The following is a 22,725-nucleotide window of genomic DNA, read 5'->3' on the forward strand; positions in this document are numbered from 1 at the left end:
CAAGCCATGAAAAAACAATGCTCAGCCTTGCTCCTCTGCAGCCTGTCCCTGGGCACGGCACTGGCGGCCGATGTGTACGAATCCGATCCCGATCACACCTTTGCCTTTTTCGAGTTCAACCACATCGGCTACAGCTTTCAGCGCGACCGTTTCGACAAGGTGAGCGCCACCGTCAGCCTGGACCTAGCGCAGCGGGTCGGCAGCGTGGAGGTCAGCGTTGATGTCAAGTCGGTCAGCACCGGCTCCCGCTTTTTCAACCAGATCCTGCAGAGCGAAGCGTTTTTTGACGCCAACCAGTTTCCGCTCATCCGCTTCAAGTCGGAGCGCCTCAGTTTTGACCTGCTGGACAACGTCACGGCCGCCGAGGGGGACCTGACCATCAAGGGCATCACCAAACCCCTGACCCTGAAAGTGACCCACTTCAAATGCATGATGCATCCGCTGCTGCAAAAGCCGGCCTGCGGCCTCAATGCCACCGGAAAGATCAGGCGCAGCGACTTCGCCCTGGCCAAATATGTGCCGCTGATCAGCGACGAGATCACGCTGTATGTCTCGATGGAGGCCCTCAAACACTGAAGGCTGCAGCACGGCCAGGCGGGGCGGCGACCCGTCGCGTTGAAGTAGAAATGGAATCAGGTCAACAGTGAGCGTGCCGAAGATTGCTTGAGCGCCGCCGTCAGCGCGTCCAGCACTTCGGACTCCAGGTTCCAGCAATGCCAGTACAGCTGCACCGGCAGGACGCAGGCCGGCGCCAGATTGAGCAAGCGGCCCTCGTCAACCAGGGGCTGGACCAGCACCCGGGGCACCACGCTGGCGCCCCACCCGGCAAGGACGGCACGCACCTGGCCTTCGGACGAAGGCACAAACAGCTGGTTGAGCGTCACCCGCTTGAGCCCCACCGCCTTGCCGACAAACTCGCTTTGCAGATCATCCTTGCGGTTGAAGGCCACAAAAGGCAGCTCGCGGAAGTTGTGCGCCGTCAGCACGGCCGAAGCCAGCCGGTCCGCCACCAGCGCCGGCGCCGCCACCGCGACATACTCCATGGCGCCCAGGGCCACCACCTTGCAGCCGCGCAGGGCCTGCTTGAGCGTGGTCACGCAGCCCAGCACCTGGCCTTCACGCAGCCACTCATGGGTGAAATCCTGGTCGTCGGCAATGATCTCCAGCGGCAGGCCTTGCTGCGCCAGTCCGGTCAGGGCCGGCATGGCCCAGGTGGCGATGCTGTCGGCATTGATGGCGATCGAGATGCGCTCGTCCTCCCTAACCCCGCCCAGAGAACTGGGGGCCAGCTCTTTCAGGTCGCGCTCCAGGTCGACGCGCAGCAGGCGCAGCATCTTGGTGTGCTTGAGCAGCAATTGCCCGGCGGAAGTGGGCCTGAGCGGCCGGCTGCGCACGATCAGCACGGTGCCGACCTGAGACTCCAGCGCCCGCAAACGCTGCGACACCGCCGACTGCGTGATCGACAGGCGCCGCGCCGCGCGCTCGAAACCGCCCTCTTCCACAATGGCTGCCAGGCACTCGAGCGCGTCAGGATCGTAGCTGCTCATGCGGGCTCTCCTTGTATTAGCTTTACTGATGATTTCACAAACAGTTTAATTTCTCTATTCATCGCGCGCAACATCCCGCACACTGGCCCCTAGAAAGGGACTGCCATGAAAGTTGTTGTTTTGGGCGCGGGCATTATTGGCGTGAGCACCGCCTGGCATCTGCTGGAGCGCGGCCATGAGGTCACCATCGTGGACCGGCAACCCGACGCGGCGCAGGAAACCAGCTTTGCCAACGCCGCCCAGATTTCCGTCAGCTATTGCGAACCCTGGGCCAACCGGGACGCGCCGCTGAAGGCCCTGAAATGGATGTTCGACAAGCAGGCGCCGCTGCTGTTCCGGCCCCAGCTGGACTGGCAGCAATGGCGCTGGAGCCTGCAGTTCCTGGGCCAGTGCAATGACGCCGCGTTTGAGCGCAATGTGCAGCAAATCGTGGCGCTCGGGGCATACAGCCACACCGCCCTCAAGGAGGTGGTCAGCGCCACCGGCATCGAATACAACCGGCTCGAGCGCGGCATTGCGCACTACTACACCGACCAGAAATCGTTTGACACGGCCGGCGACGCGGCCGCCCTGATGCGCAAGTATGGCGTGGCGCGCCGCGTGGTCAGCACGGCCGAACTGCTGGCCATAGAGCCCGCCTTCAAGTCCTTTGCCCACCGCATCGTCGGCGGCACCTACACCGCCAGCGACGAAAGCGGCGATGCCCGCACCTTCACGCAGGCGCTGGCCCGGCGCTGCGCCGAACGCGGTGCCCGCTTTCTGTACAACCACGATATCGAGCGCCTGGAGCAAGTCGGAGGCGCTATTGAATCAATAGCTGTCCGCGCCCGTGCTGAAAGGGCTGGAGACCAAAATCAAGCCCCACTCACGCGCCTGAAGGCGGACCAGGTGGTGGTGGCCTGCGGTTCGTACAGCGCACCGCTGCTGCGCAGCGTCGGCGTCAACCTGCCGATTTACCCGGGCAAGGGCTACAGCGCGACCTTCAAGCTGCTGCAGCCCGAGCTCGCCCCCTTCGTCAGCACCATTGACGACGAGGTCAAGTGCGCCATGAGCCGGCTCGGCAACACCCTGCGCGTGGCCGGCACCATAGAGATAGGCGGCTACAACCTGTCGCTGGACACGCCGCTGGCCAGGGCCCGCTGCAAGATGCTGGCCGAGCGCATTGAAAGCGTGCTGCCTGGCGTCTGCGACACCCGGCTCGAAGAAGAAGGCGGCACGCCCAATTTCTGGACCGGCCTCAGGCCCGCCACGCCGACCAACATCCCCTACATCGGCCGCACGAAAGTCGGCCGCCTGTGGGTCAACGCCGGCCATGGCACCCTGGGCTGGACCCATGGCGCTGGCTCGGGCAAGGCCATGGCCGAGCTGATCAGCGGCGAAACCCCGGCCATGAACTTCGGTTTTTACGGGATAGACCGCCCCCAGGGCCGGCTGAAAATCCAGGCCGCCTGAGGGGCTTGCTCAGACGACCGGCCCGGCCGGGCCCTTCAGCTCCACGGTATTGCCCTCGGGGTCCTCGAGGTAGATAGACGGCCCCTCGCCTTCGGCGCCGTAGCGGGACGCCACCGGGCCGGCCGTCACGCCCGCAGCCGCCAGATGCCTATGGATCGCCCCGGCATCGAAGGGCTCGACGCGAAAGCAAAAATGATCCACGTTGCGCCCTTGCCTGCCGGGCGCCGCACCGCCGGCGCGCCCGAGCGGGCCGTCCACCGGCACCAGGTCCAGCAGCGAACGCCCGGCGCGCAGCTGCACCAGGCCGATCTCGTCCTGCCGGCGCTCCAGCGTGCAACCCAGCACCGCCGTGTAAAAGCGCAGCATGCGCGGCAAGTCCACCACGCGAAGGACGATGTGATCAATCTCGCGAATCTGGATCATGGTGAAAGGCGGCTCCGCGCATGAAGGGGAATGAAGGCCAATAATTCTGGCATGTCGCGGCCTTTTTGAGCGCCTGAGGCAAGCCCGGCGCGCTCGCCGGACCGCGCCGCAGATCATCCCGCAGCGGCAGATTGCTATTACTTTGATAGCCATTTACGACCACTTCATAAGGCAAAGCGCCTCTTTTCACCCTCGATCCAGCCATCCGGAAGCGGCGCCGGCAAGGCGCGCGCCAACACCCCAGGACGGCCCTCATCGCCCCAAAAAACCCTGCCGCAGCAGGCGCCATCCGCTGGTTAGTACCTACATCCCGTGTCGGATAAACCGCCAAAATGATTAAATATTTCGCTATCATGAATTACTTTGTAAATTTTTATACATTGCAATTTCCTTAACCCTGTTCAACAAGCCATGGCGACATTTCCCGGCAACCCCTCGATGGCGCAGCGCATTGCACGTCTGCTGCCGACGCTGACGCGTTCGCACCGGCAAATGGCCGACTACGTGCTGGCGCATCCGCTGCAGGCGGCCACCATGCCGATTGACGAGCTGGCCGCCACCCTGGGCGTGTCGATCGCCACGGCCAACCGTTTTGCCCGGGCGCTGGAATTTGACGGTTATCCGCAGTTCCGCGCGGCGCTGGTGCGGGGCTTTGAAACCACGCTGGCGCCGGTCGAAAAACTGCGCAGCAAGCTGGAGCACCCGGCCACCGCCGCCGACGTCTTTGCCAGCGCCCTGGCGGAAAGCCAGCGCAACATCGAGCTGACGCGGCAGTCGCTCGACGCCCACAGCTGCGAGCAGGCCGTCGAGGCCATCCTGAAGGCGCGTCGCATCTGCATCATTGGCTATGGCGCCAGCAGCTGGCTGGGCGGCTTGCTGCAGCGCACCCTGGACCTGTATTGCGACAACGTCCAGCTGCTGGCCAGCATAGAGAGCTCGTCCTACGGTGCACGCGTCCTGACGCGCCTGCAGCCCACGGACCTGCTGATCGCCATTGCCTACCCGCGCTATGTTGCCGACACCGTTTTGCTGGCGGGCCGCGCGCGCGACGCCGGTGTGCCGGTGCTGGCGCTGACCGACCGCGTGACGTCGCCGCTGGCGCCGCTGGCCAGCGTCGCCCTCTACGCCCAAACCGAGAGCCAGTATTTCGCCAACTCCGAGGCCACGGTGCTGGCGCTGATCGAAGCCTTGTGCAGCGCGGTCGCCCACCGCGCCAAGGGATCGCTCAAGGCGGCGGCGCAACTGGCCGAATCGGTGCTGCCCTGGCTGCACGGCAACCACTCCGACCGGCTGCGCGCCTTGCCTGATGACGCGGCGACGGTGTCCCGCCAGGACCGCGCCACTTCCAAAGCATCCAAAGCCCCCAAGACCCCCCAATGACACCATCCAGGCCACTTCCCCTCATCGCCATCCACGGCGGCGCCGGCACCATGAGCCGCAGCCACATCAGCGCCGAGCAGGACGCGGCCTACCATGCCGCCCTGCAAAGCATCCTGTTGCCCGCCCAGCAATTGCTGGCCGATGGCGGCAGCGCGCTGGATGCCGTCAGCCTGGCGGTTGACCTGCTGGAAGACTGCCCGCTCTTCAATGCCGGCCATGGTTCTGTCTTTACCCATGACGAAACCCATGAGCTGGATGCCGCCGTGATGGACGGCGCCAGCCTGCGCGCCGGCGCGGTCGCCTGCGTGAGCCGCGTGCGCCGCCCCTTGCGCGCCGCCCGTGCCGTGATGGAGCACAGCGAGCATGTGCTGCTGGTGGGCGCCGGGGCCGAAGCCTTCGCCCAGGGCCAGGGGCTGGAAATGGTCTCGCCCGACTACTTTTCCACCGAGGCCCGCCGCGCGCAGCTGCACCGCGCGCTGGCCAGCGACAAGGCGCTGCTGGACCACGATGGCGCGGCCCTGGTGTTTCAGCAGTCCACAGCCGACGCGGCGCCGCTCGATGAGGGCCGCAAATTCGGCACCGTGGGCGCGGTCGCACTCGATGCGCACGGCAACCTGGCCGCCGCCACCTCCACCGGCGGCATGACCAACAAACGGCCCGGCCGCGTCGGCGACACGCCGCTGATAGGCGCCGGCACCTATGCCGACAACCGCACGGCCGCCGTGTCCTGCACCGGCACCGGCGAAATGTTCATACGCACGGCAGCCGCCTACGACCTCTGCGCGCGCATGGCCTACGGCGGCCAGTCGCTGAAGGCGGCGGCGCAGCAGGTGGTGATGGACGTGCTGCCCACCCTCAATGGCCGGGGCGGCCTGATCGCCGTCGATGCCCAGGGCAACCTCAGCCTGCCCTTCAACACCGAAGGCATGTACCGCGGCTGGGCCCGCGTCGGCGAAGCCGCGCATACCGCGATTTTTCGCTGATCGCCGTCTGCGGCACAGTCCTTGCCTTTTCTACGCACCTCTACACACCTCCACACACAAAGCGCAGCGCAATGCAATCCATCGTGGCCGAAGCCTCTCAACCCAGCGCCCTGTACCTGCCCGACAACCGGGTCGTGGCCGTCAACGATCTGTCGGTGCGCTTTACCACCTCCGAGCGCACGGTCGATGCGGTGCGCAAGCTCTCCTTCCATGTGGACCGCGGTGAAACGCTGGCCATCGTGGGCGAATCGGGCTCGGGCAAGTCCGTCACCTCGCTGGCGCTGATGCGCTTGGTGGAGCATGGCGGCGGCAAGATCGTGGGCGGCTCGGTGGCGCTGCGTCGCCGCAACGGTCAGGTACTGGACGTGGTGAAGGCCAACAACGCCACCCTTCGGTCCATGCGCGGTGCCGACGTGGCCATGATCTTCCAGGAGCCCATGACCTCGCTGAACCCGGTGTTCACCGCGGGCGACCAGATCGCCGAGTCCATCCGCGAGCACCAGGGCATGGACCGCACGGCCGCCCGCGCCGAAGCCCTGCGCATGCTGGAGCTGGTGCGCATTCCCGAAGCGCGCAACGTGCTCGACCGTTTCCCGCACCAGCTCTCGGGCGGCATGCGCCAGCGCGTGATGATCGCCATGGCGCTGTCGTGCAAGCCGCAACTGCTGATCGCCGACGAGCCCACCACGGCGCTGGACGTGACCATCCAGGCGCAGATCCTGCAGCTTATCCGCCAGCTGCAGGACGAGATGCACATGGGCGTCATGTTCATCACCCACGACATGGGCGTGGTGGCCGAAGTGGCCGACCGCGTGCTGGTGATGTACCGCGGCGACAAGGTGGAGGAAGGGCTGTCCGACCAGGTCTTCGCTGCGCCGCAGCACGCCTACACGCGCGCACTGCTCTCGGCCGTGCCCAAGCTGGGCGCCATGCAGGGCACCGACCTGCCGCGCCCCTTCGAGCTGCTGCGCATCGATGGCAGCACCCTGGCGGCCGAATCCACGCCGGTCGATACCCGCCCCGCCGGGGCGCAACCCATTCTGCGGGTGAAGAACCTGGTCACGCGCTTCGACCTGCGCTCGGGCCTGCTCAACAAGGTCACGCGCCGCGTGCATGCGGTGGAGCAGGTGAGCTTCGACCTCTACCCCGGCGAAACGCTGGCGCTGGTGGGCGAGTCGGGCTGCGGCAAGTCCACCACCGGCCGCTCGCTGCTGCGTCTGGTCGAGAGCCAGAGCGGTGCGATTGAATTCGGCGGCCGCAACATCCTCGAATTGCCGCGCAGCGAAGTGCAGTCGCTGCGCCGCGACATCCAGTTCATCTTCCAGGACCCGTTCGCGTCGCTGGATCCGCGCCTGACCGTGGGCTTCTCGATCATGGAGCCGCTGCTGGTGCACAAGATCGGCACGCGCGAAGAGGCGCAGGCCCGCGTGGACTGGCTGCTGGAAAAAGTCGGCCTGCCGCGCGAGCATGCGCAGCGCTACCCGCACGAGTTCTCGGGCGGCCAACGCCAGCGCATCGCCATCGCCCGCGCGCTGGTGCTCAACCCCAAGGTGGTGGTGGCCGACGAATCGGTGTCGGCGCTGGACGTGTCCATCCAGGCGCAGATCGTCAACCTGATGCTCGACCTGCAGCGCGAGCTGGGCGTGGCCTTCCTCTTCATCTCGCACGACATGGCCGTGGTCGAGCGCATCAGCCACCGCGTGGCCGTGATGTACCTGGGCCGCATCGTCGAGATCGGGCCACGCCGCGCCCTCTTCGAAAACCCGCAGCACCCCTACACCCGAAAGCTCATGGCTGCCGTGCCGATTGCCGATCCGGCACGCCGGCACCTCAAGCGCGCCTTGCTGGAAGGCGAAATCCCCAGCCCCATCCGCGCCGTGGGCGACGAGCCCGTGGTGCCGCCGATGGTGCAGGTAGGGCCCGAGCATTTCGTGGCGCCGCAGGCCGCCTGATTTCCCAGCCTTTTTTCTCAACCAGGAGTTCACCCATGAAGACAACAGCTTCCACCCGTCCATCCACCCGCCGCATTGCGCAGAGCCTGCTGGCGCTGGCCGCCATCGCCGCATCCGGCTCCGTGCTGGCTGCGGGCAATGCCGTACTGGCCATCTACCAGCAGCCCGAAACGCTGGACCCCTACAACACCAACACGACCATCACCACGGCTGTGACCAAGAGCTTCTACGAAGGCCTGTTTGCGTTCGACAAGGACATGAAAGTCAAGAACGTGCTGGCCGAGAGCTACGAAGTGTCCAAGGACGGCCTGGTCTACACCTTCAAGCTGCGCCAGGGCGTCAAGTTCCACGACGGCACCGACTTCAACGCCACCGCGGCCAAGGCCAACCTGGACCGCGTGATGGACCCGGCCAACCGCCTGCTGCGCGCCAACCAGTTCAACCGCGTCGCCAAGGTCGAGGCGGTGAACGCGCAGACGCTGCGCATCACGCTCAAGGAGCCCTTCGGCCCCTTCGTCAACGCACTGGCCCACGCATCGGCCGCCATCATCTCGCCCGCCGCGCTGCAGAAGTGGGGCAGCAAGGACATCGCCTTCCACCCCGTGGGTACCGGCCCCTTCGAGTTCGTCGAGTGGAAGCAGACCGAAGCCATTGTCGGCAAGAAGTTCGCCGGCTACTGGAAGAAGGGCTACCCCAAGGTTGACCAGGTCACCTGGAAGCCGGTGACGGAGAACAACACCCGCGCCGCCATGCTGCAGACGGGCGAGGCCGACTTCGCCTTCACGCTGCCCTACGAGCAGATCGACACGCTCAAGAAGAGCGATAAGGTGGAGGTGGTGTCCGCGCCATCCATCATCCAGCGCTTCCTGACGTTCAACATGCTGCAGAAGCCCTTCGACAACCCCAAGGTGCGCGAAGCCATCGGCTACGCCATCAACAAGGATGCGCTGGCCAAGGTGGCTTTCAGCGGCCATGCCTTCGCGGCCCAGGGCTTTGTGCCGCAGGGCGTGGAATACGCGGTGAAGATGCAGCCCATCCCCTACAACGTACAGAAGGCTAAGGAGCTGCTGAAGGAAGCGGGTTACCCCAACGGCTTCGAGTCCACGCTGTGGAGCGGCTACAACAACACCACCAGTCAGAAGGTGATCCAGTTCATCCAGCAGCAACTGCAGCAGGTCGGCATCAAGGTGTCGGTGCAAGCGCTGGAGCCAGGCCAGCGCACCGAAATGGTTGACGCCTGGCCCGACCCGAAAACCGCCAAGGCGCGCCTGTACTACATCGGCTGGTCGTCCTCCACCGGCGAAGCCGACTGGGCGCTGCGCCCGCTGTTCTCCACCGAGTCCTGGGCTCCCAAGCTGGCGAACTATGCCTTCTACAGCAACCCGGTTGTGGATCAATCCATCGCCAAGGCGCTGTTGACCACCAACGGCGCCGAGCGCGCTGCGCTCTACAAGACCGCGCAGGAGCAGCTCGCCAAGGACCTGCCGCGCATTCCGCTGGTGACGGAGGACGTGCTCTACGCCCACGCCAAGCGCCTGTCCGGCGTTTACGTGATGCCCGACGGCAACATCAACAGCGACGAAATCGCGCTGAAGTAAGGCGTTGCCCTCACCCCAGCCCTCTCCCACAGGTGGGAGAGGGAGCGAATCCCCCGACACCCGACACCCTACACCCTACACCCTACACCCATGCTGAACTACTTTCTCAAACGACTGCTGGGGCTCCTGCCCACCCTGCTGATCGTTGCGGTACTGGTGTTCCTGTTTGTCCACATGCTGCCCGGCGACCCCGCGCGCCTGGCGGCGGGGCAGGACGCCGACGAGACCACGGTGGCGTTGGTGCGCCAGGAGCTGGGCCTGGACAAGCCGCTGCCCGAGCAGTTCGTGCATTTCTTCTCGCGCATGGTGCAGGGCGACTTCGGCAAGTCGATCCGCACGAGCCGCCCGGTGTCGGCGGAGATCAGTGAACGCTTCATGCCCACGCTGCTGCTCACTCTCACCAGCATGGCCTGGTCGGTCGTCGCCGGGATGGGCATCGGCATCATCTCGGCCGTGTACCGCAACCGGTGGCCGGACCGGCTGGGCATGACGCTGGCGGTGTCCGGCATCTCGTTTCCCGCGTTCGCGCTCGGCATGGTGCTGATGCAGATCTTCTCGGTGCAGCTGGGCTGGCTGCCGACGGTGGGCGCGTCGAGCTGGATCCACTACATCCTGCCCTCCATCACGCTGGGCGCCGCGGTGGCGGCGGTGATGGCACGCTTCACCCGCGCCTCGTTCGTCGAGGTGGTGCAAGAGGACTTCGTGCGCACCGCGCGCGCCAAGGGGCTGAACGAGCGGGTGGTGGTGCTCAAGCACTGCCTGCGCAACGCGCTGATCCCGGTGATCACGATGATGGGCCTGCAGTTCGGCTTTCTGCTGGGCGGCTCCATCGTGGTGGAGGCGGTCTTCAACTGGCCGGGCCTCGGCCGTCTGCTGGTGGACGCGGTGACCATGCGCGACTACCCGGTGATCCAGGCGCTGGTGCTGCTGTTCTCGCTGGAGTTCATCCTCATCAACCTGGTGGTGGACGTGCTCTACGGCTTCATCAATCCCACCATCCGCTACAAGTGAACGCCGCATGACCACACCTTCCCTCTCCTCCCCCGCCGCTGTTGCCGCCACCGCGCCGGACGCGGTGCGCACGCCCTGGCGCGAGTTCTGGCGCAAGTTCAAGAAGCAGCACGTGGCGGTGGCCGCGCTGGTGTTCGTGGTGCTGCTGGTGCTGGTGGCCGTGCTGGCGCCGGTTCTCGTGCCCTTCGACGCCGAGAACTACTTCGACTACGACCGCCTCAACGAAAGCCCGTCGGCCCTGCACTGGTTCGGCGTGGACCCGCTCGGGCGCGACATCTTCAGCCGCATCCTGATGGGTGCGCGCATCTCGCTGGCCGCGGGCTTCTTCTCGGTGCTGATCGGCTGCGTCATCGGCACGTCGCTGGGCCTGATGGCGGGCTACTACGAAGGCTGGTGGGACCGCATCGTGATGCGCATGTCCGACGTGCTGCTCGCCTTTCCCGGCATCCTGTTGGCGCTGGGCGTGGTGGCCATCCTGGGCAGCAGCATGACCAACGTGGTCGTCGCCGTGGCAGTGTTCAGCGTGCCGGCCTTCGCGCGGCTGGTGCGCGGCAACACGCTGGTGCTCAAGCGCATGACGTACATCGAATCGGCGCAGAGCATCGGCGCGAACGACTGGACCATCATCACGCGCCACATCCTGCCGGGCACGATCTCGTCCATCGTCGTGTACTTCACCATGCGCGTGGGCACCTCCATCATCACGGCGGCCAGCCTGTCCTTCCTCGGCATGGGGGCGCAGCCGCCCACGCCCGAATGGGGCGCCATGCTCAACGAAGCGCGCGCCGACATGGTCAACGCGCCGCATGTGGCGCTGTTTCCCAGCCTGGCGATTTTCCTGACGGTGCTGGCCTTCAACCTGCTGGGCGACGGCCTGCGCGATGCGCTGGATCCCAAGATTGACCGCCTGTAACAGGAAAGCCGCTTCATGATTCCCCGCCCTCTGCTGCCCCACATCGGCGGCCTGCCGCCAGGGCCGCGCAATGCCATCACCGACGTGGCCGGCGTGACCGTGGGCCATTGCACGCTGGATGCGCAAGAGGTGCAGACCGGCGTGACGGTGGTCCGCCCGCATGGCGGCGACCTGTTTCGTGACCGGGTGCCGGCGGCCGCGGTCGTGCTCAACGGCTTCGGCAAGAGTGTGGGACTGGTGCAGGTCGAAGAACTGGGCGTTCTGGAAACGCCGATTGCGCTGACCAACACCTTTTCGGTCGCCAGCGTAGCCACGGCGCAAATCCGCCAGTGCATCGTCGCCAACCCCGAAACCGGCCGCAGCCTGCCCACCGTCAATCCGCTGGTGTTTGAATGCAACGACGGTTTTCTCAACGACATCCAGCGCCTGGCCATCACCGGGCAGCATTACCTGCAGGCCTGCGCGCAGGCCGGCGTCGATGTGGAGGAAGGCTCGGTAGGCGCCGGGCGCGGCATGTCCAGCTTTGGCCTCAAGGGCGGCATAGGCACGGCCTCGCGCCGCGTCCCCGCCGCCAGCGGCGGCGAACACACGGTGGGCGCGCTGGTGCTGGCCAATTACGGCAAGCTGCCGCAGCTGCGCCTGGCCGGCCAGGCGCTGGGCGCCCAACTGGCCGACAGGCTGGCCGAGACATCGGGCCCGGACGCCGACGAGGCCGAAAAAGGCTCCATCATTTTGCTGATCGCCACCGATGCGCCGCTCGATGCGCGCCAGTTGCGCCGGCTGGCGCTGCGCGCCGGCGCCGGCCTGGCCCGCACCGGTTCGGTGTTCGGCCACGGCAGCGGCGATATTGCGCTGGCCTTTTCCACCGCGTACACGATTCCGCAACAAGCCGACGCCCCCATGCCGGCCTTGGCCATGCTGCATGACGGCCTGATCGACGGGCTGTTTCAGGCCGTGGCCGACAGCACCGAGCAGGCGATTGTTCACGCCCTGTGCCGCGCCCGCGCCGTGACCGGCCGCAACGGCCACCAGCGCCGCGCGCTGGCCGACCTGCTGCCCGACTGGCCAGGCGCCGTCCCTCAACCCACGACGAATACACCATGAAGATCCTGATTTCCACCGATATCGAAGGCGTTGCCGGCGTTTTCCACCATGAGCAGGTACGCGCCGGCAACCCCGAGTACGAGCGCGCCCGCCTGTTGATGACGCACGAGGCCAATGCCGCGATCGCCGGCGCCTTCGAGGCCGGTGCCAGCGAAGTGTTGGTGAACGATTCGCACGGCGGCTTTCGCAACATGCCGGCCGAGCTTCTGGATGCGCGCGCCCAGGCCGTCATGGGCAAGCCCCGCTACCTGAGCATGATGGCCGGCGTCGATCAGGGCGTGGATGCCGTCTGCATGATTGGCTACCACTCGCGGGCCCAGGGCCGCGGCATTCTGGCGCACACCATCAACAGCTTTGCCTTTACGCGCGTCTACTTCAATGAGCAGGAGCTGGGCGAGGCCGGCATCTATGGCGCGCTGGCCGGCGAATATGGCGTGCCGGTGGTCATGGCCAGCGGCGATGATGTGTTCATAGCAGAACACCGGCCCCTGTTCCCGCACACCACCTTTGTGCAGACCAAGCGCGCCACCGGCCAGACCAGCGGCATCAGCCTGTCGCCGGCGCAGGCCTGCAGCGCCATCCGCGCTGGCGTGGCGGCAGCGCTGGCCGAGCGCGGCAGCGTCCGCCCCTTGGTGCTGCCCGGCCCCATCAGCGTGCGCCTGCAGACCCAGACGCCGGCGCTGGCCGACCTGTTCTGCCAGTGGCCCAGCCTGGAGCGCCTGGGCGGCGACGCAGTCGGCTTTGCCGCGCCCACGGTGGAGGCCGCCGTGCGCATGCTCAACTGCCTGTCGGCCATGTCGAGCATGCTGCGCTGACGCCGCGCCGCGGTGGCCAGTCCAGGCGTGCTGGTCGACACGCCATTAGCTATAATTTTTATAGCCATCTGTACCCGCCCTCATTGGGCTAGAGGCTTGTTTTATTAAAAAATCAGCCAAAAAAACGAAGGCCGCATACAGCGGCCTTCCCTTTGGTGCTCGTGGATAGAGCGCTTGTTACGCGCTCCGTCGCTGCAGCGGCAAGCCCCGCTTTTAGCTGCTGCCCTTCATGGCCGCGGGGGCGATGCCCTGCACCCGCTTGACTTCGTCGCGGATGCGCTGCGTCAGCGCCTGGGGCGTGCCGCCCTGGGTTTCAACGCCGGCTTTTTGCAACTTCTGCCAGACGGCAGGTTCGCGCAAGACCTCATTGAGCTCCTTGTTCAGGCGCGCCGTGATGGCAGGCGGCATTTTGGCGGGGCCAAACAGGCCGTTCCACAGGCTGATGTCAAAGCCCTTGAGCGCCGGGGTTTCCGACAGCGAGGGAATCTGCGGCGCCGCGCGGGAACGGCCCGGGGTGGTCACGCCCAGCGCCACCATCTTGCCGGTCTCGATGTGCGGCAAGGCCGTGGGCGTCATGAAATACGCCAGTTCTATGCTGCCGCCGGCCACGTCGATCGCCATCTGTGAAGCACCGCGGTAAGGCACATGCGTGATGCGGGTTCCCGCTTTCTGGTTGAACAACTCGCCGGCCACATGCAGCACGGTGCCAACACCGGAGGAGGCATAGCTCAGCGCGCCCGGGTCACGCTTGGCCTTCGCCAGCGCCTCCTGCGCGGTCTTGAGGCCGGACCTGGGGCTGGCCACCAGCACCAGCGGCACATCGCCCACCAGGCCTATGGCCGTGAAGTCGGTCTCGCCGTTGTATTTGACGGCCGGGTTGAACAAGCGGGCAATCGACACCTCGCTGCCCGAGGCCATGAACAGGGTGTAGCCGTCGGGTGCGGCATTGACCACCTTCTGGCCGGCGATGGTACCGCCCGCACCGCTGACGTTGTCGATCACGACCGGCGTGCCCAGGCGCTTGCCCAGCGGCTCGGCAATGGTGCGCGCAATCATGTCGGCGCTGCCGCCGGCAGGGAAACCCACCACCATGGTGATGGGCTTCTGGCCCGGCCATTGCTGCGCGTGGGACAGGCCGGTCAGAGCCGGGACGACCGTCAGGGTCGCGAGCGCGCAGGCGCGGATCAGCACGTGACGTTTGGATTGAACAAGAGATGACGCAGATGACACGAAATGCCTTTCAGGTTGGCGTGAGTGTGGAGATAAATGGAGAAGCGGGTGGCTCGATTTGCCGGGTCACTCGCTGTCGGGCAACAGGGCGCGCCCGTCACGGGCGACCACGCGGCCGCGCTTGAGCACCAGCCGGCGCGGCGGATGGTAGGCGACGGCCTCGGAAGCGGTCTCGGCCTCGACCAGCACCAGGTCGGCGGCCGATCCGACCGTCAGGCCATAGTCCGCCACGCTCATCACCTGCGCGCCGCCATAGGTGGCCATGCGCAGGGCGACTTCAATGCCCGGGTCGTCGCGGAATCCGCTGCGGTAGGCCAGCAGGAAGGCGCGCTCCAGCATGTCGCCGTTGTTGAGTGGACTCCAGGTATCGCGAATGCCGTCCGAACCCGAGAACAGCCGCACACCGCGTTCGTGCAGCAGGCGTATCGGCGGGAAGGGGGTGGGACCCGCCGGCGCGTGGGTCATGATCGCGATGTCGTTTTCCAGCAGCAGTGCGATGAGGGATTCCAGGCGCGCAGGCTCTACGCCGCCCAGGCAGAACGCGTGGCTGATCGCGACCTTGCCGGCCAGACCCAGGCTGCGGGTACGCTCGGCAATCATTTCCACCGTCACCGCCCCCAGATCGCCGCGGTCATGCAGGTGGATGTCGACGCCGCAACCGTGCCGGCCGGCAATGGCGAAGATCCCGTCGAGCTGGCCCTTGGGGTCGCGGTCGACGCCCACGGGATCGAGTCCGCCTATCACTTCGGCGCCGTCGCGTGCGGCCTGCTCCAGCAGGTCGAGGGTGCCGGGCCGTATCATCACGCCGGTTTGCGGGAAGGCCACGATGTCAATGTCTATCCAGTCTCTATGCTTGTCGCGCATCGCCTGGACGCCGTGCAGGTGCGTCAGACCGACGTCGGGCCCCACATCGACATGGGTGCGCACATGGGTGGTGCCGCAGGCGACCAGGCGCCTGAGCAGCCGGGCGCTCTGGACTTCGGGTGACAGACCGAGACCGGCAAGCACCTGCCGCTCGTTGTTGATCTTGTCCATCAGGCTGGGGCCGGCCTGATGCGGATGCCAGGGCGTTCCCCAGAGCGTCTTGTCGATATGGGCGTGCGCATCCACCAGGCCGGGAATGGCGAGGCAGCCACGGGCGTCCACAATCTCCGCCCCCGGTGCGGCCGGAAGATCGGGGCCTATTGCGGCGATGCGGCCATCCCTCACAACAATATCGGCGGTCTGGCCGCCCCAGGGGCGAGCGCCCCGTATCAGCAGATCTTGCATAGCCAATCCTTCAATAATGGCTGGCGCCCCACAGGCGGGCGGGCGACTCGGTCAGGTGGCGCAGCCCGCTGCGGTCCAGCATGCGCTCGGCGGCCTCATTCACCTCTTCCAGAATCTCGCTCTCGTTGACGCTCAGCAGCTGGCGGTCTTCCATCAGGATGCGGCCATTGACGATGGTGGTGCTCACATCGGCGGCGTTGGCAAAACAGGTCACGCGGTAGACCGGCATGTTGAGCGGCATCAGATGCGGCTTGAACAGGTCCACCAGGATGATGTCGGCCTTCTTGCCGGCTTCCAGCGAGCCAATCTCATGCGCCATGGACAGCGCACGGGCAGCGTCAATCGTCACCATCTCCAGCACCTTGCCATGCGGCAGCACACCGGCGTCGCGGAAATGCCGGCGGTGGTAATGCATGCACTGGGACATGTGGCGGAACATGTCGTAGCCGCGGTCGGGGGCCGAACCATCGGAGCCCATCGCCACGACTACACCCGCATCAATCAGCTCAGGCACCGGGCAGCGGCCGCGTATCGACATGATGGCGCTGGGGTTGTGCACGATGCGGGTGTCGGTACCCTTGGTCACGGCAATGTCTTCTTCGGTCAGGTCAATGCTGTGCGACATGAAGGACGTGGGGCCCAGCAGGCCCAGTTCGCTGTGCGCCAGCGCCAGCGTGCCGCTGCGGTGGCCGTCCTGCGTGAAGGTCAGGCCGCGCTGCCTGGCCAGGCCGAAATAATCCCTGGCCTGACGGTGAAACTCCTCGCGCAGCAGGACATGATCCGGCTCGTGCATGGGCGCAAACACCGGCAGGGTCACGGCGATGTTCAGCCGGCCGTCGGCGCGGCCGTGGTTCTCATCGATGATCTGCTTCCAGACCTCCAGCATGGTGGCTGCATCGATGTCGCGCGAGCTGGGCGGTTCGCTGGCCCAGTCCACATAGCGCTTGGGCCCTCCGGGCCGCGAGGGGCCGACGGCCACCACCGAACGCGTGCCGGCGCGCGCCACCGCATCGCAATGCGCCCTGGCGTATTTGGGATCGTCCACGCGCATGACGGAGTCGCCGCCGCCAAACAGCGACACGCCCGTGGTCACGCCCGCCTTGAGGCGTTCCAGCGAAGTCATGGCCGATTCGGCGCGCCAGAACTGCTCATCCGAGGCCGAGGTGTAGATCACGGCGCAGGCGTCCATCCAGGCATTGGGGTCGCCCGCGCCCATGGTGCGCAGCATGCCGTGCCCGGCATGGGCATGGCTGTCGATCAGGCCCGGCAGCACCGCCTTGCGGTAGGCGTTGATGGTCTTGGTCGCCGTGTAGCGCGCGCGCAGTTCAGCCGTGCTGCCGACGGCCACAATGCGGTCGGCCTTCACCGCCACGGCGCCGTCTTCAATGACGCGGCGCTCGGCGTCCATGCTGATGACGGTGCCGTGCTCTATCAAAAGGTCTATGTTTTCAATCATGGGGCAGCTCAGGAAAGGGAAAAGGAAGAAGCGGGATGGGCAGCGCCCGGCATGAAGCGCACGGGCTGGCCGCCGCTGCCGACGGCATGGCAGGCCACCGAAACACCGTTGTCCAGCGTGCGCAGCGCGGGTGCTTCGCGGCGGCAGATGTCCATGGCCGCCGGGCAGCGCGGATGGAAAGTGCAGCCTGGCGGCGGCGCCAGCGGGCTGGGCAGCTCGCCAGCGGGCAGGCTCACGGTGCGGCGACCCTGGCCGATGCGCGGAATGGCGTCCAGCAGGAGCTGGGTGTAAGGGTGGCGCGGCGCCGCAAACAGCTCGGCCGTGGGAGCGACCTCCACCAGGCGGCCCAGATACATCACGCCAATCATGGAGGAAACAAAACGCACCACGGCCAGGTTGTGGCTGATGAAGAGGCTGGTCAGGCCCTCCTCTTTTTCCAGGCGCTTGAGCAGGTTCAGGATTTGCGCCTGCACCGACACATCCAGCGCCGAGGTGGGCTCGTCGCACACCAGAAAGCTCGGCTCACCGGCCAGGGCGCGCGCGATCGACACGCGCTGGCGCTGGCCGCCTGAAAATTCGTGCGGAAACTTGGCCGTGTCAGCGGCCGCCAGGCCCACGCGGGTGAGCAGTTCTTCCACACGCCCCGCGACCGTTGGACGCGGACGCAGGTTCTGGAAGGTGATCGGCTCGGCTATCGCATCACCGACACGCCAGCGCGGGTTCAGCGAGGCATAAGGGTCCTGAAAAATCATCTGGGTGCGGTGCACGCGGCCGTCAAGCGGTGCGCCGAACAGCATGGAGCCCGCGCTGGGTTTGTCCAGCCCGGCAATCACACGCGCCAGCGTGGTTTTGCCGCAGCCCGATTCGCCCACCAGGCTGAAGGTCGTGCCGACAGGAATTTCAAAACTGACGTTGTCCACGGCACGCACCGTGCGGCCCTGCGCCTTGAACTCACGCGACAGGCTTTTGACACTGAGGTAGGGAACGCTCATGCTGCCACCTCCGCTACGCCGGCCATGGCCGGACCTTGCTGCGGATGCCAGCAGGCCACCAGCGCCACGCCTTCGGGGTGCGGCAGCGGCCTCGTGGTGACGCACTGCTCGGTCGCGTGCTTGCAGCGCGGGTGAAAGGGGCAGCCTGTGGGCCTGGCCGACAGCCTGGGCATGGCGCCGTCAATTTGCTGCAGCCACTGGACATCCTGGTCCACCGGGGGGATGGAGCCCATCAGGCCGCGCGTATACGGATGGCGCGGCCGGTTCACGATCTGGCCCACCGGACCGGTTTCGGCAATGTGGCCGGCGTACATGACGGCGACCCGGTCGGCATTCTCGGAAATCACGCCCATGTCATGCGTCACCAGCAGCACGGCCGTGCCGCGTTCGCGGCACTGCGTGCGCAGCAGCTCCAGCACCTGCGCCTGCACCGACACATCCAGCGCCGTGGTCGGTTCGTCGGCAATCACCAGATCGGGTTCGGCGCACAGGGCCAGTGCAATCACGATGCGCTGGCGCATGCCGCCGGAAAACTGGTGCGGATAGGCATCCACGCGCTCGGTGGGCGACGGAATGCCGACCTGGCGCAGCCATTCGATGGCACGCAGGCGCGCCTCCTCGGCGCTCAGGGGCAGGTGGGTGCGCATGGTCTCGGTGAGCTGGTAGCCGACCGTCAGCAAGGGGTTGAGGCTGAGCAGCGGGTCCTGGAAAATCGCGCCTATGCGCCGGCCGCGCAGCTTGCGCATCTGTGCTGCCGGCAGCTGGTGGATGGGCTGGCCGTCAAAGATGATTTCACCGGCCGCAATGTGCGCCGGTGCATCCAGCAGGCCCAGCACCGCCATGCCGGTCAGTGATTTGCCGGCGCCCGATTCGCCGACGAAGCCGAGGATTTCTCCGCGGGCAATGTCAAAGCTCACGTCGTCGAGGGCGGTCAGGGCGCCGTGCCGTGTCGGTATCTGCACGCGCAGGCCACGTACGGACAGCAGGGGTGCCGCCGCGGAGTAGGCATTGGAAGTGGTCATGGTTATTTCAATCGCGGGTTGAGCGCATCACGCAGCCAGTCACCGAACAGGTTGACACTGAGCACCAGGCCAATCAGCAACAGGCCAGGCAGCACCGTGATCCACCATTCGCCGGAAAACAGCACCTCGTTGCCCAGCCGTATCAGCGTGCCCAAGGACGGCGAAGTGGCCGGCACGCCCAGGCCCAGGAAGCTCAGCGTGGCCTCCGTCAGCACGGCCAGGCCGATGGACAAGGTGGCGATGACCAGCACCGGGCTCAGGATGTTGGGCAGCACGTGGCGAAACAGAATGCGCGCCCGGCCCATGCCTATCAGCCGGACCGCGTTCACATAGTCCTTGTCTTTTTCAATCATGGTCACGCCGCGCACCGTTCGGGCGTACTGCACCCAGTTGGCCAGCGCAATCGCCACCACCACGATCAGCAGCGACAGCTGCTCATGCACGGCGCGCGGCAGCACGGTGCGTGACAGGCCATCGATCAGCAAGGCCACCAGGATGGCGGGAAAGCTCAGCTGCACATCGGCGGCACGCATGATGATGTTGTCAATGCGGCCGCCGGCATAGCCCGCAATCAGGCCCAGGGTCACGCCCACCACCAGCGACAGCAGGGTGGAGGCCACCCCCACCAGCAGCGAGACGCGCAGCCCGTAGAGCATGACGGAAACCATGTCGCGGCCTTGTCCATCCGTGCCAAACAGGTATTTCAGCTGGCCGCCCTCTGTCCAGGCCGGCGGCAGGCGCGCGTCCAGCAGGTCCAGCGCCGCGACATCGAACGGATTTTGTGGCGCCAGCAGCGGCGCCAGCAAGGCCATGGCCAGGTACAGCAGCAGGACCAGGGCGGAGATCCAGGCCTCGGGGGAACGGCCCAGGCTCCAGGCCAGATCGGATTCGCGCCAGCGGCGCAGGGTCAACATCATGGTTTTCATGGCCGGCTCCTCAGCGTTGCGCGCGCAGGCGCGGGTCCACCGCAAAATACAGAAGGTCCACCACCATGTTGATCAGCACAAACAGCAGGGCGATCAACAACAGGTAGGCGGCAATGACAGGCACATCGCCGAAGCTGATGGCCTGGATGATCAGCAGGCCCAGGCCTGGCCACTGGAAGACGGTTTCCGTGATGATGGAAAACGCGATCATGGAGCCCAGCTGCAGGCCGGCCACCGTGATGATGGGGATCAGCGTGTTGCGCAGCGCATGGCGGAAATTGATGGAGCGCTCACGCAGGCCGCGGGCTCTTGCAAACTTGATGTACTCGCTGCGCAGCACTTCCATCATCTGCGTGCGCGTCAGCCGCATGAAGAGCGTGAGCTGGAACAGCGCCAGCGTGATGGCGGGCATCACCAGCGACTTCCAGCCGCTGGCCGTCAGCAGGCCGGTGCTCCACGCGCCCAGCATGACGGTGTCGCCCCGGCCGAAGGACGGCAGCCAGTTCAGGTAGATCGAGAAGATCAGGATCAGGATGATGCCGGTCACAAAAGACGGCACGGAAATGCCGATCAGCGATACCACCTGCAGGATGCGCGTCCCCAGAGAACGCGGCTTGAGCCCGGCATAGACCCCCATGGGAATCCCGACCCCCAGGGCCAGAATGGCAGCAATCAGGCTCAGCTCCAGTGTGGCCGGCAGCCGGCTGGCAATCACCCGCGAGACCGGCTCGATGTTCCGGTACGACACGCCGAACTCACCCTGCACCGCGCGCCCGACAAACTTCAGGTATTGCACCGGCAGCGGCTGGTCCAGCCCCAGTGAACGGCGCATGGCATCGCGCTCATTCACCGTGGCGGTTTCCCCCACCAGGTTGCTCACCGGATCGCCGATGAAGTTGAAGAGGGAAAACGACAGCATGGATACCAGCACCATCACGATGGCCCCGTTGGCCAGGCGTCCTAAAAGAAAGCGCAACATCAGTGCTTCTCCCATGCAAGGGTGCCGTGCGGCACGACAGAATCAACGGCACCCCGTCGCATCACTTGCCGTTCACATGCACCAGCCACAGGCGCATCTGGTTGTCGGGCGCCTGCGACAACGCAATGCCCTTGCGAGCCGCCCAGGTCACGGGCTGCTGGTGAAGGGGGATATGGGACACATCGTCACGTTCGATGGCCACGGCCTCCTCAATCAGCCTGGCACGCTTGGCCGGATCGATTTCGCTGGCAATCCTGGGCATGTAGGCATCGAACTTCGGATTGGAGTATTTGCCCGCGTTGAGCGAACCTTCCTTGCCGGTGCGGGTGGCCACCACATCCTTGAGCAGGCCATAGACATCGGCCATGGGCAGGCCGGCATGGCCCACCATGTACAGCGACACATCGGCCGCGTTCAGGCGCACGCTCCACTTGACGGTGGGCTCTATCATCAGGTTGGTCTTGATGCCGACCTTGGCCAGCATCGAGGACATGGCCAGGCACAGGGCCTCGTCATAGACGTAGCGATCGTTCGGGCACTGCATGCCCACCGTGAAGCCATTCGGATAACCGGCTTCCTTGAGCAGGGCTTTGGAAGCTTCCGGGTTGAAAGGCAGCAGCCGCTTGTTCAAGGCCACCGGTGAACCGTGGAGGTAAGGCGAGAGCAGATTGCCGGCCGGCCACGAGGCCCCGCGCATCACCGAACGCTTGAGCGCCTCCACATCGATCGCCTGGTACACGGCCTTGCGAACGCGCAGGTCCTTGAACGGGTTCTTGCCCTTGACGTCGCTGTACAGCAGCTCGTCGCGGCTCTGGTCCATGCCCATGAAGATGGTGCGCAGCTCCGGGCCCTGCACCACCTCCAGGGTGGGGACGGATTTCAGGCGCGGCACGTCCTGCAGCGGCACGCTGATGGAGGCATCGATGCCGCCGCTGATCAACGAAGACGTGCGGGTGGCGTCCGACTTGATGGGCGTGAACATGACCTGGGTCAGGTTGTGTTTGGGCTTGTCCCACCAGCCGGTGTTGGCCGCCAGCACCGTGCGGGTGTCAACCTCGCGCGAAACCAGCTTGAAGGGGCCGGTGCCGTTTGCATTGCGGTTGGCGAAATTTTCCTTTTGATGCCCCAGGTCGCTGGCTTCGACGGCACGGTTCTGCTCGGACCAGCCCTTGTTCATGATGAGCAGCTGTACCAGCTCGTTGTTCAGCGTGGGCAGCGGTGAATTGGTTTCCACCTCCACGGTGTAGGCGTCTACCTTGCGCACGTCCTTGAGGTCGCTGAGGTTGCCCTTGACCAGCGAACCCGGCGTGTTGACGCGCTGCCAGGAAAACACGACATCGTCGGCACCGAAGCTTTCGCCATTGTGAAACTTGACGCCCTGGCGCAGGGTGTAGCGCCAGACCGTGGGGCTGACGAGCTTCCAGGACGTGGCCAGTGCGGGCTCGATCTCCAGCTTCTCATTGAAGCGCACCAGCGACTCATAGATGTTGCTGACAAAGGCGTTGGTAAAGCTGTTGTTGGTCGAATGCGGATCCATGGACAGCGCATCGAGGTTGGAGGACCAGGTGAAACTGGCGGCGCCGGCCGTGGCCATGACGGCGCAAGCGGCAAAACCAATCGCCGTGCGCCTGAGTGTTGAGAGCTTCATCGTATGTCCTTCATGGGTTGAAAGT

The 22,725-nt window shown here is 65.7% G+C and carries 20 protein-coding genes; 10 read left to right on the forward strand and 10 right to left on the reverse strand.

Annotated elements, in window-relative coordinates; translation table 11 throughout:
* Nucleotides 1-6 precede the first annotated feature (6 nt).
* Nucleotides 7-576, forward strand: coding sequence for a YceI family protein (locus tag PJE01S_RS14475; RefSeq protein WP_068834344.1), 570 nt, complete (start codon nucleotides 7-9; stop codon nucleotides 574-576).
* Nucleotides 577-632: 56 nt separating this feature from the next.
* Here PJE01S_RS14475 and PJE01S_RS14480 read toward each other — a convergent pair whose 3' ends face one another.
* Entirely contained in the window at nucleotides 633-1,547 is a 915-nt protein-coding gene (locus tag PJE01S_RS14480; protein ID WP_068834345.1) for a LysR family transcriptional regulator ArgP, read from the reverse strand.
* A gap of 105 nt (nucleotides 1,548-1,652) precedes the next feature.
* Here PJE01S_RS14480 and PJE01S_RS14485 point away from each other — a divergent pair, with 105 nt between their 5' ends.
* A complete protein-coding gene (locus tag PJE01S_RS14485; RefSeq protein ID WP_068834346.1) occupies nucleotides 1,653-2,999 on the forward strand; it encodes a D-amino acid dehydrogenase in 1,347 nt (448 codons plus the stop codon).
* Between the two features lie 9 nt (nucleotides 3,000-3,008).
* Here PJE01S_RS14485 and PJE01S_RS14490 read toward each other — a convergent pair whose 3' ends face one another.
* Nucleotides 3,009-3,422 carry a VOC family protein gene (locus PJE01S_RS14490; RefSeq protein ID WP_068834347.1) on the reverse strand — a complete coding sequence of 138 codons (414 nt, stop codon included), beginning with the start codon at nucleotides 3,420-3,422 and terminating at the stop codon, nucleotides 3,009-3,011.
* Nucleotides 3,423-3,833: 411 nt separating this feature from the next.
* Between PJE01S_RS14490 and PJE01S_RS14495 the strand changes: the two genes are divergently transcribed.
* The 8 genes from PJE01S_RS14495 to PJE01S_RS14530 all read left to right on the forward strand — a co-directional run bounded on the left by PJE01S_RS14495 (nucleotide 3,834) and on the right by PJE01S_RS14530 (nucleotide 13,178).
* Nucleotides 3,834-4,802, forward strand: coding sequence for a MurR/RpiR family transcriptional regulator (locus PJE01S_RS14495; RefSeq protein ID WP_068834348.1), 969 nt, complete (start codon nucleotides 3,834-3,836; stop codon nucleotides 4,800-4,802).
* Entirely contained in the window at nucleotides 4,799-5,785 is a 987-nt protein-coding gene (locus tag PJE01S_RS14500) for an isoaspartyl peptidase/L-asparaginase family protein (RefSeq protein WP_068834349.1), read from the forward strand. The genes PJE01S_RS14495 and PJE01S_RS14500 overlap by 4 nt, the downstream gene beginning before the upstream one ends.
* A 71-nt stretch (nucleotides 5,786-5,856) precedes the next feature.
* A complete protein-coding gene (locus PJE01S_RS14505) occupies nucleotides 5,857-7,737 on the forward strand; it encodes a dipeptide ABC transporter ATP-binding protein (protein WP_068834350.1) in 1,881 nt (626 codons plus the stop codon).
* Nucleotides 7,738-7,772: 35 nt separating this feature from the next.
* A complete protein-coding gene (gene gsiB, locus PJE01S_RS14510) occupies nucleotides 7,773-9,335 on the forward strand; it encodes a glutathione ABC transporter substrate-binding protein GsiB (protein ID WP_068834351.1) in 1,563 nt (520 codons plus the stop codon).
* Between the two features lie 90 nt (nucleotides 9,336-9,425).
* Nucleotides 9,426-10,346, forward strand: coding sequence for a glutathione ABC transporter permease GsiC (gene gsiC, locus PJE01S_RS14515; protein ID WP_068834352.1), 921 nt, complete (start codon nucleotides 9,426-9,428; stop codon nucleotides 10,344-10,346).
* Between the two features lie 7 nt (nucleotides 10,347-10,353).
* Nucleotides 10,354-11,259 (forward strand): glutathione ABC transporter permease GsiD, encoded by a 906-nt coding sequence (gene gsiD / locus PJE01S_RS14520; RefSeq protein WP_068834353.1) that lies wholly within the window; start codon nucleotides 10,354-10,356, stop codon nucleotides 11,257-11,259.
* A gap of 15 nt (nucleotides 11,260-11,274) precedes the next feature.
* Nucleotides 11,275-12,363 (forward strand): DmpA family aminopeptidase, encoded by a 1,089-nt coding sequence (locus PJE01S_RS14525; protein WP_174548546.1) that lies wholly within the window; start codon nucleotides 11,275-11,277, stop codon nucleotides 12,361-12,363.
* The gene (locus PJE01S_RS14530; protein ID WP_068834354.1) at nucleotides 12,360-13,178 is read left to right on the forward strand and encodes a M55 family metallopeptidase; all 819 of its coding nucleotides are present in this window, start codon (nucleotides 12,360-12,362) and stop codon (nucleotides 13,176-13,178) included. The genes PJE01S_RS14525 and PJE01S_RS14530 overlap by 4 nt, the downstream gene beginning before the upstream one ends.
* A 213-nt stretch (nucleotides 13,179-13,391) precedes the next feature.
* On the opposite strand, the gene PJE01S_RS14535 is transcribed toward PJE01S_RS14530, so the two are convergent.
* From PJE01S_RS14535 to PJE01S_RS14570, 8 genes are all read right to left on the reverse strand, one after another.
* On the reverse strand, nucleotides 13,392-14,408 hold the full coding sequence (locus PJE01S_RS14535; RefSeq protein WP_068834355.1) for a Bug family tripartite tricarboxylate transporter substrate binding protein: 1,017 nt from the start codon (nucleotides 14,406-14,408) through the stop codon (nucleotides 13,392-13,394).
* Nucleotides 14,409-14,474: 66 nt separating this feature from the next.
* On the reverse strand, nucleotides 14,475-15,677 hold the full coding sequence (locus PJE01S_RS14540; RefSeq protein WP_068834356.1) for an amidohydrolase family protein: 1,203 nt from the start codon (nucleotides 15,675-15,677) through the stop codon (nucleotides 14,475-14,477).
* A gap of 10 nt (nucleotides 15,678-15,687) precedes the next feature.
* A complete protein-coding gene (locus PJE01S_RS14545) occupies nucleotides 15,688-17,133 on the reverse strand; it encodes an amidohydrolase family protein (protein WP_068834357.1) in 1,446 nt (481 codons plus the stop codon).
* An 8-nt stretch (nucleotides 17,134-17,141) separates the two neighbouring features.
* Nucleotides 17,142-18,125: an ABC transporter ATP-binding protein gene (locus PJE01S_RS14550; protein WP_084389562.1), complete on the reverse strand. Its 984-nt coding sequence runs from the start codon at nucleotides 18,123-18,125 to the stop codon at nucleotides 17,142-17,144.
* Entirely contained in the window at nucleotides 18,122-19,147 is a 1,026-nt protein-coding gene (locus PJE01S_RS14555) for an ABC transporter ATP-binding protein (RefSeq protein WP_068834358.1), read from the reverse strand. Before PJE01S_RS14555 ends, PJE01S_RS14550 begins: the two co-directional genes overlap by 4 nt.
* A 2-nt stretch (nucleotides 19,148-19,149) precedes the next feature.
* Nucleotides 19,150-20,064, reverse strand: a complete 915-nt coding sequence (locus PJE01S_RS14560; protein WP_157090344.1) for an ABC transporter permease — start codon at nucleotides 20,062-20,064, stop codon at nucleotides 19,150-19,152.
* Between the two features lie 19 nt (nucleotides 20,065-20,083).
* Complete coding sequence (locus tag PJE01S_RS14565; RefSeq protein WP_068834438.1) at nucleotides 20,084-21,052, reverse strand: ABC transporter permease; 969 nt, start codon at nucleotides 21,050-21,052, stop codon at nucleotides 20,084-20,086.
* 61 nt (nucleotides 21,053-21,113) lie between these two features.
* The gene (locus PJE01S_RS14570) at nucleotides 21,114-22,700 is read right to left on the reverse strand and encodes an ABC transporter substrate-binding protein (RefSeq protein WP_068834359.1); all 1,587 of its coding nucleotides are present in this window, start codon (nucleotides 22,698-22,700) and stop codon (nucleotides 21,114-21,116) included.
* Nucleotides 22,701-22,725: the final 25 nt, after the last annotated feature.

The sequence above is a fragment of the Polaromonas jejuensis NBRC 106434 genome (assembly GCF_001598235.1).
Classification (GTDB): domain Bacteria; phylum Pseudomonadota; class Gammaproteobacteria; order Burkholderiales; family Burkholderiaceae_C; genus Polaromonas; species Polaromonas jejuensis.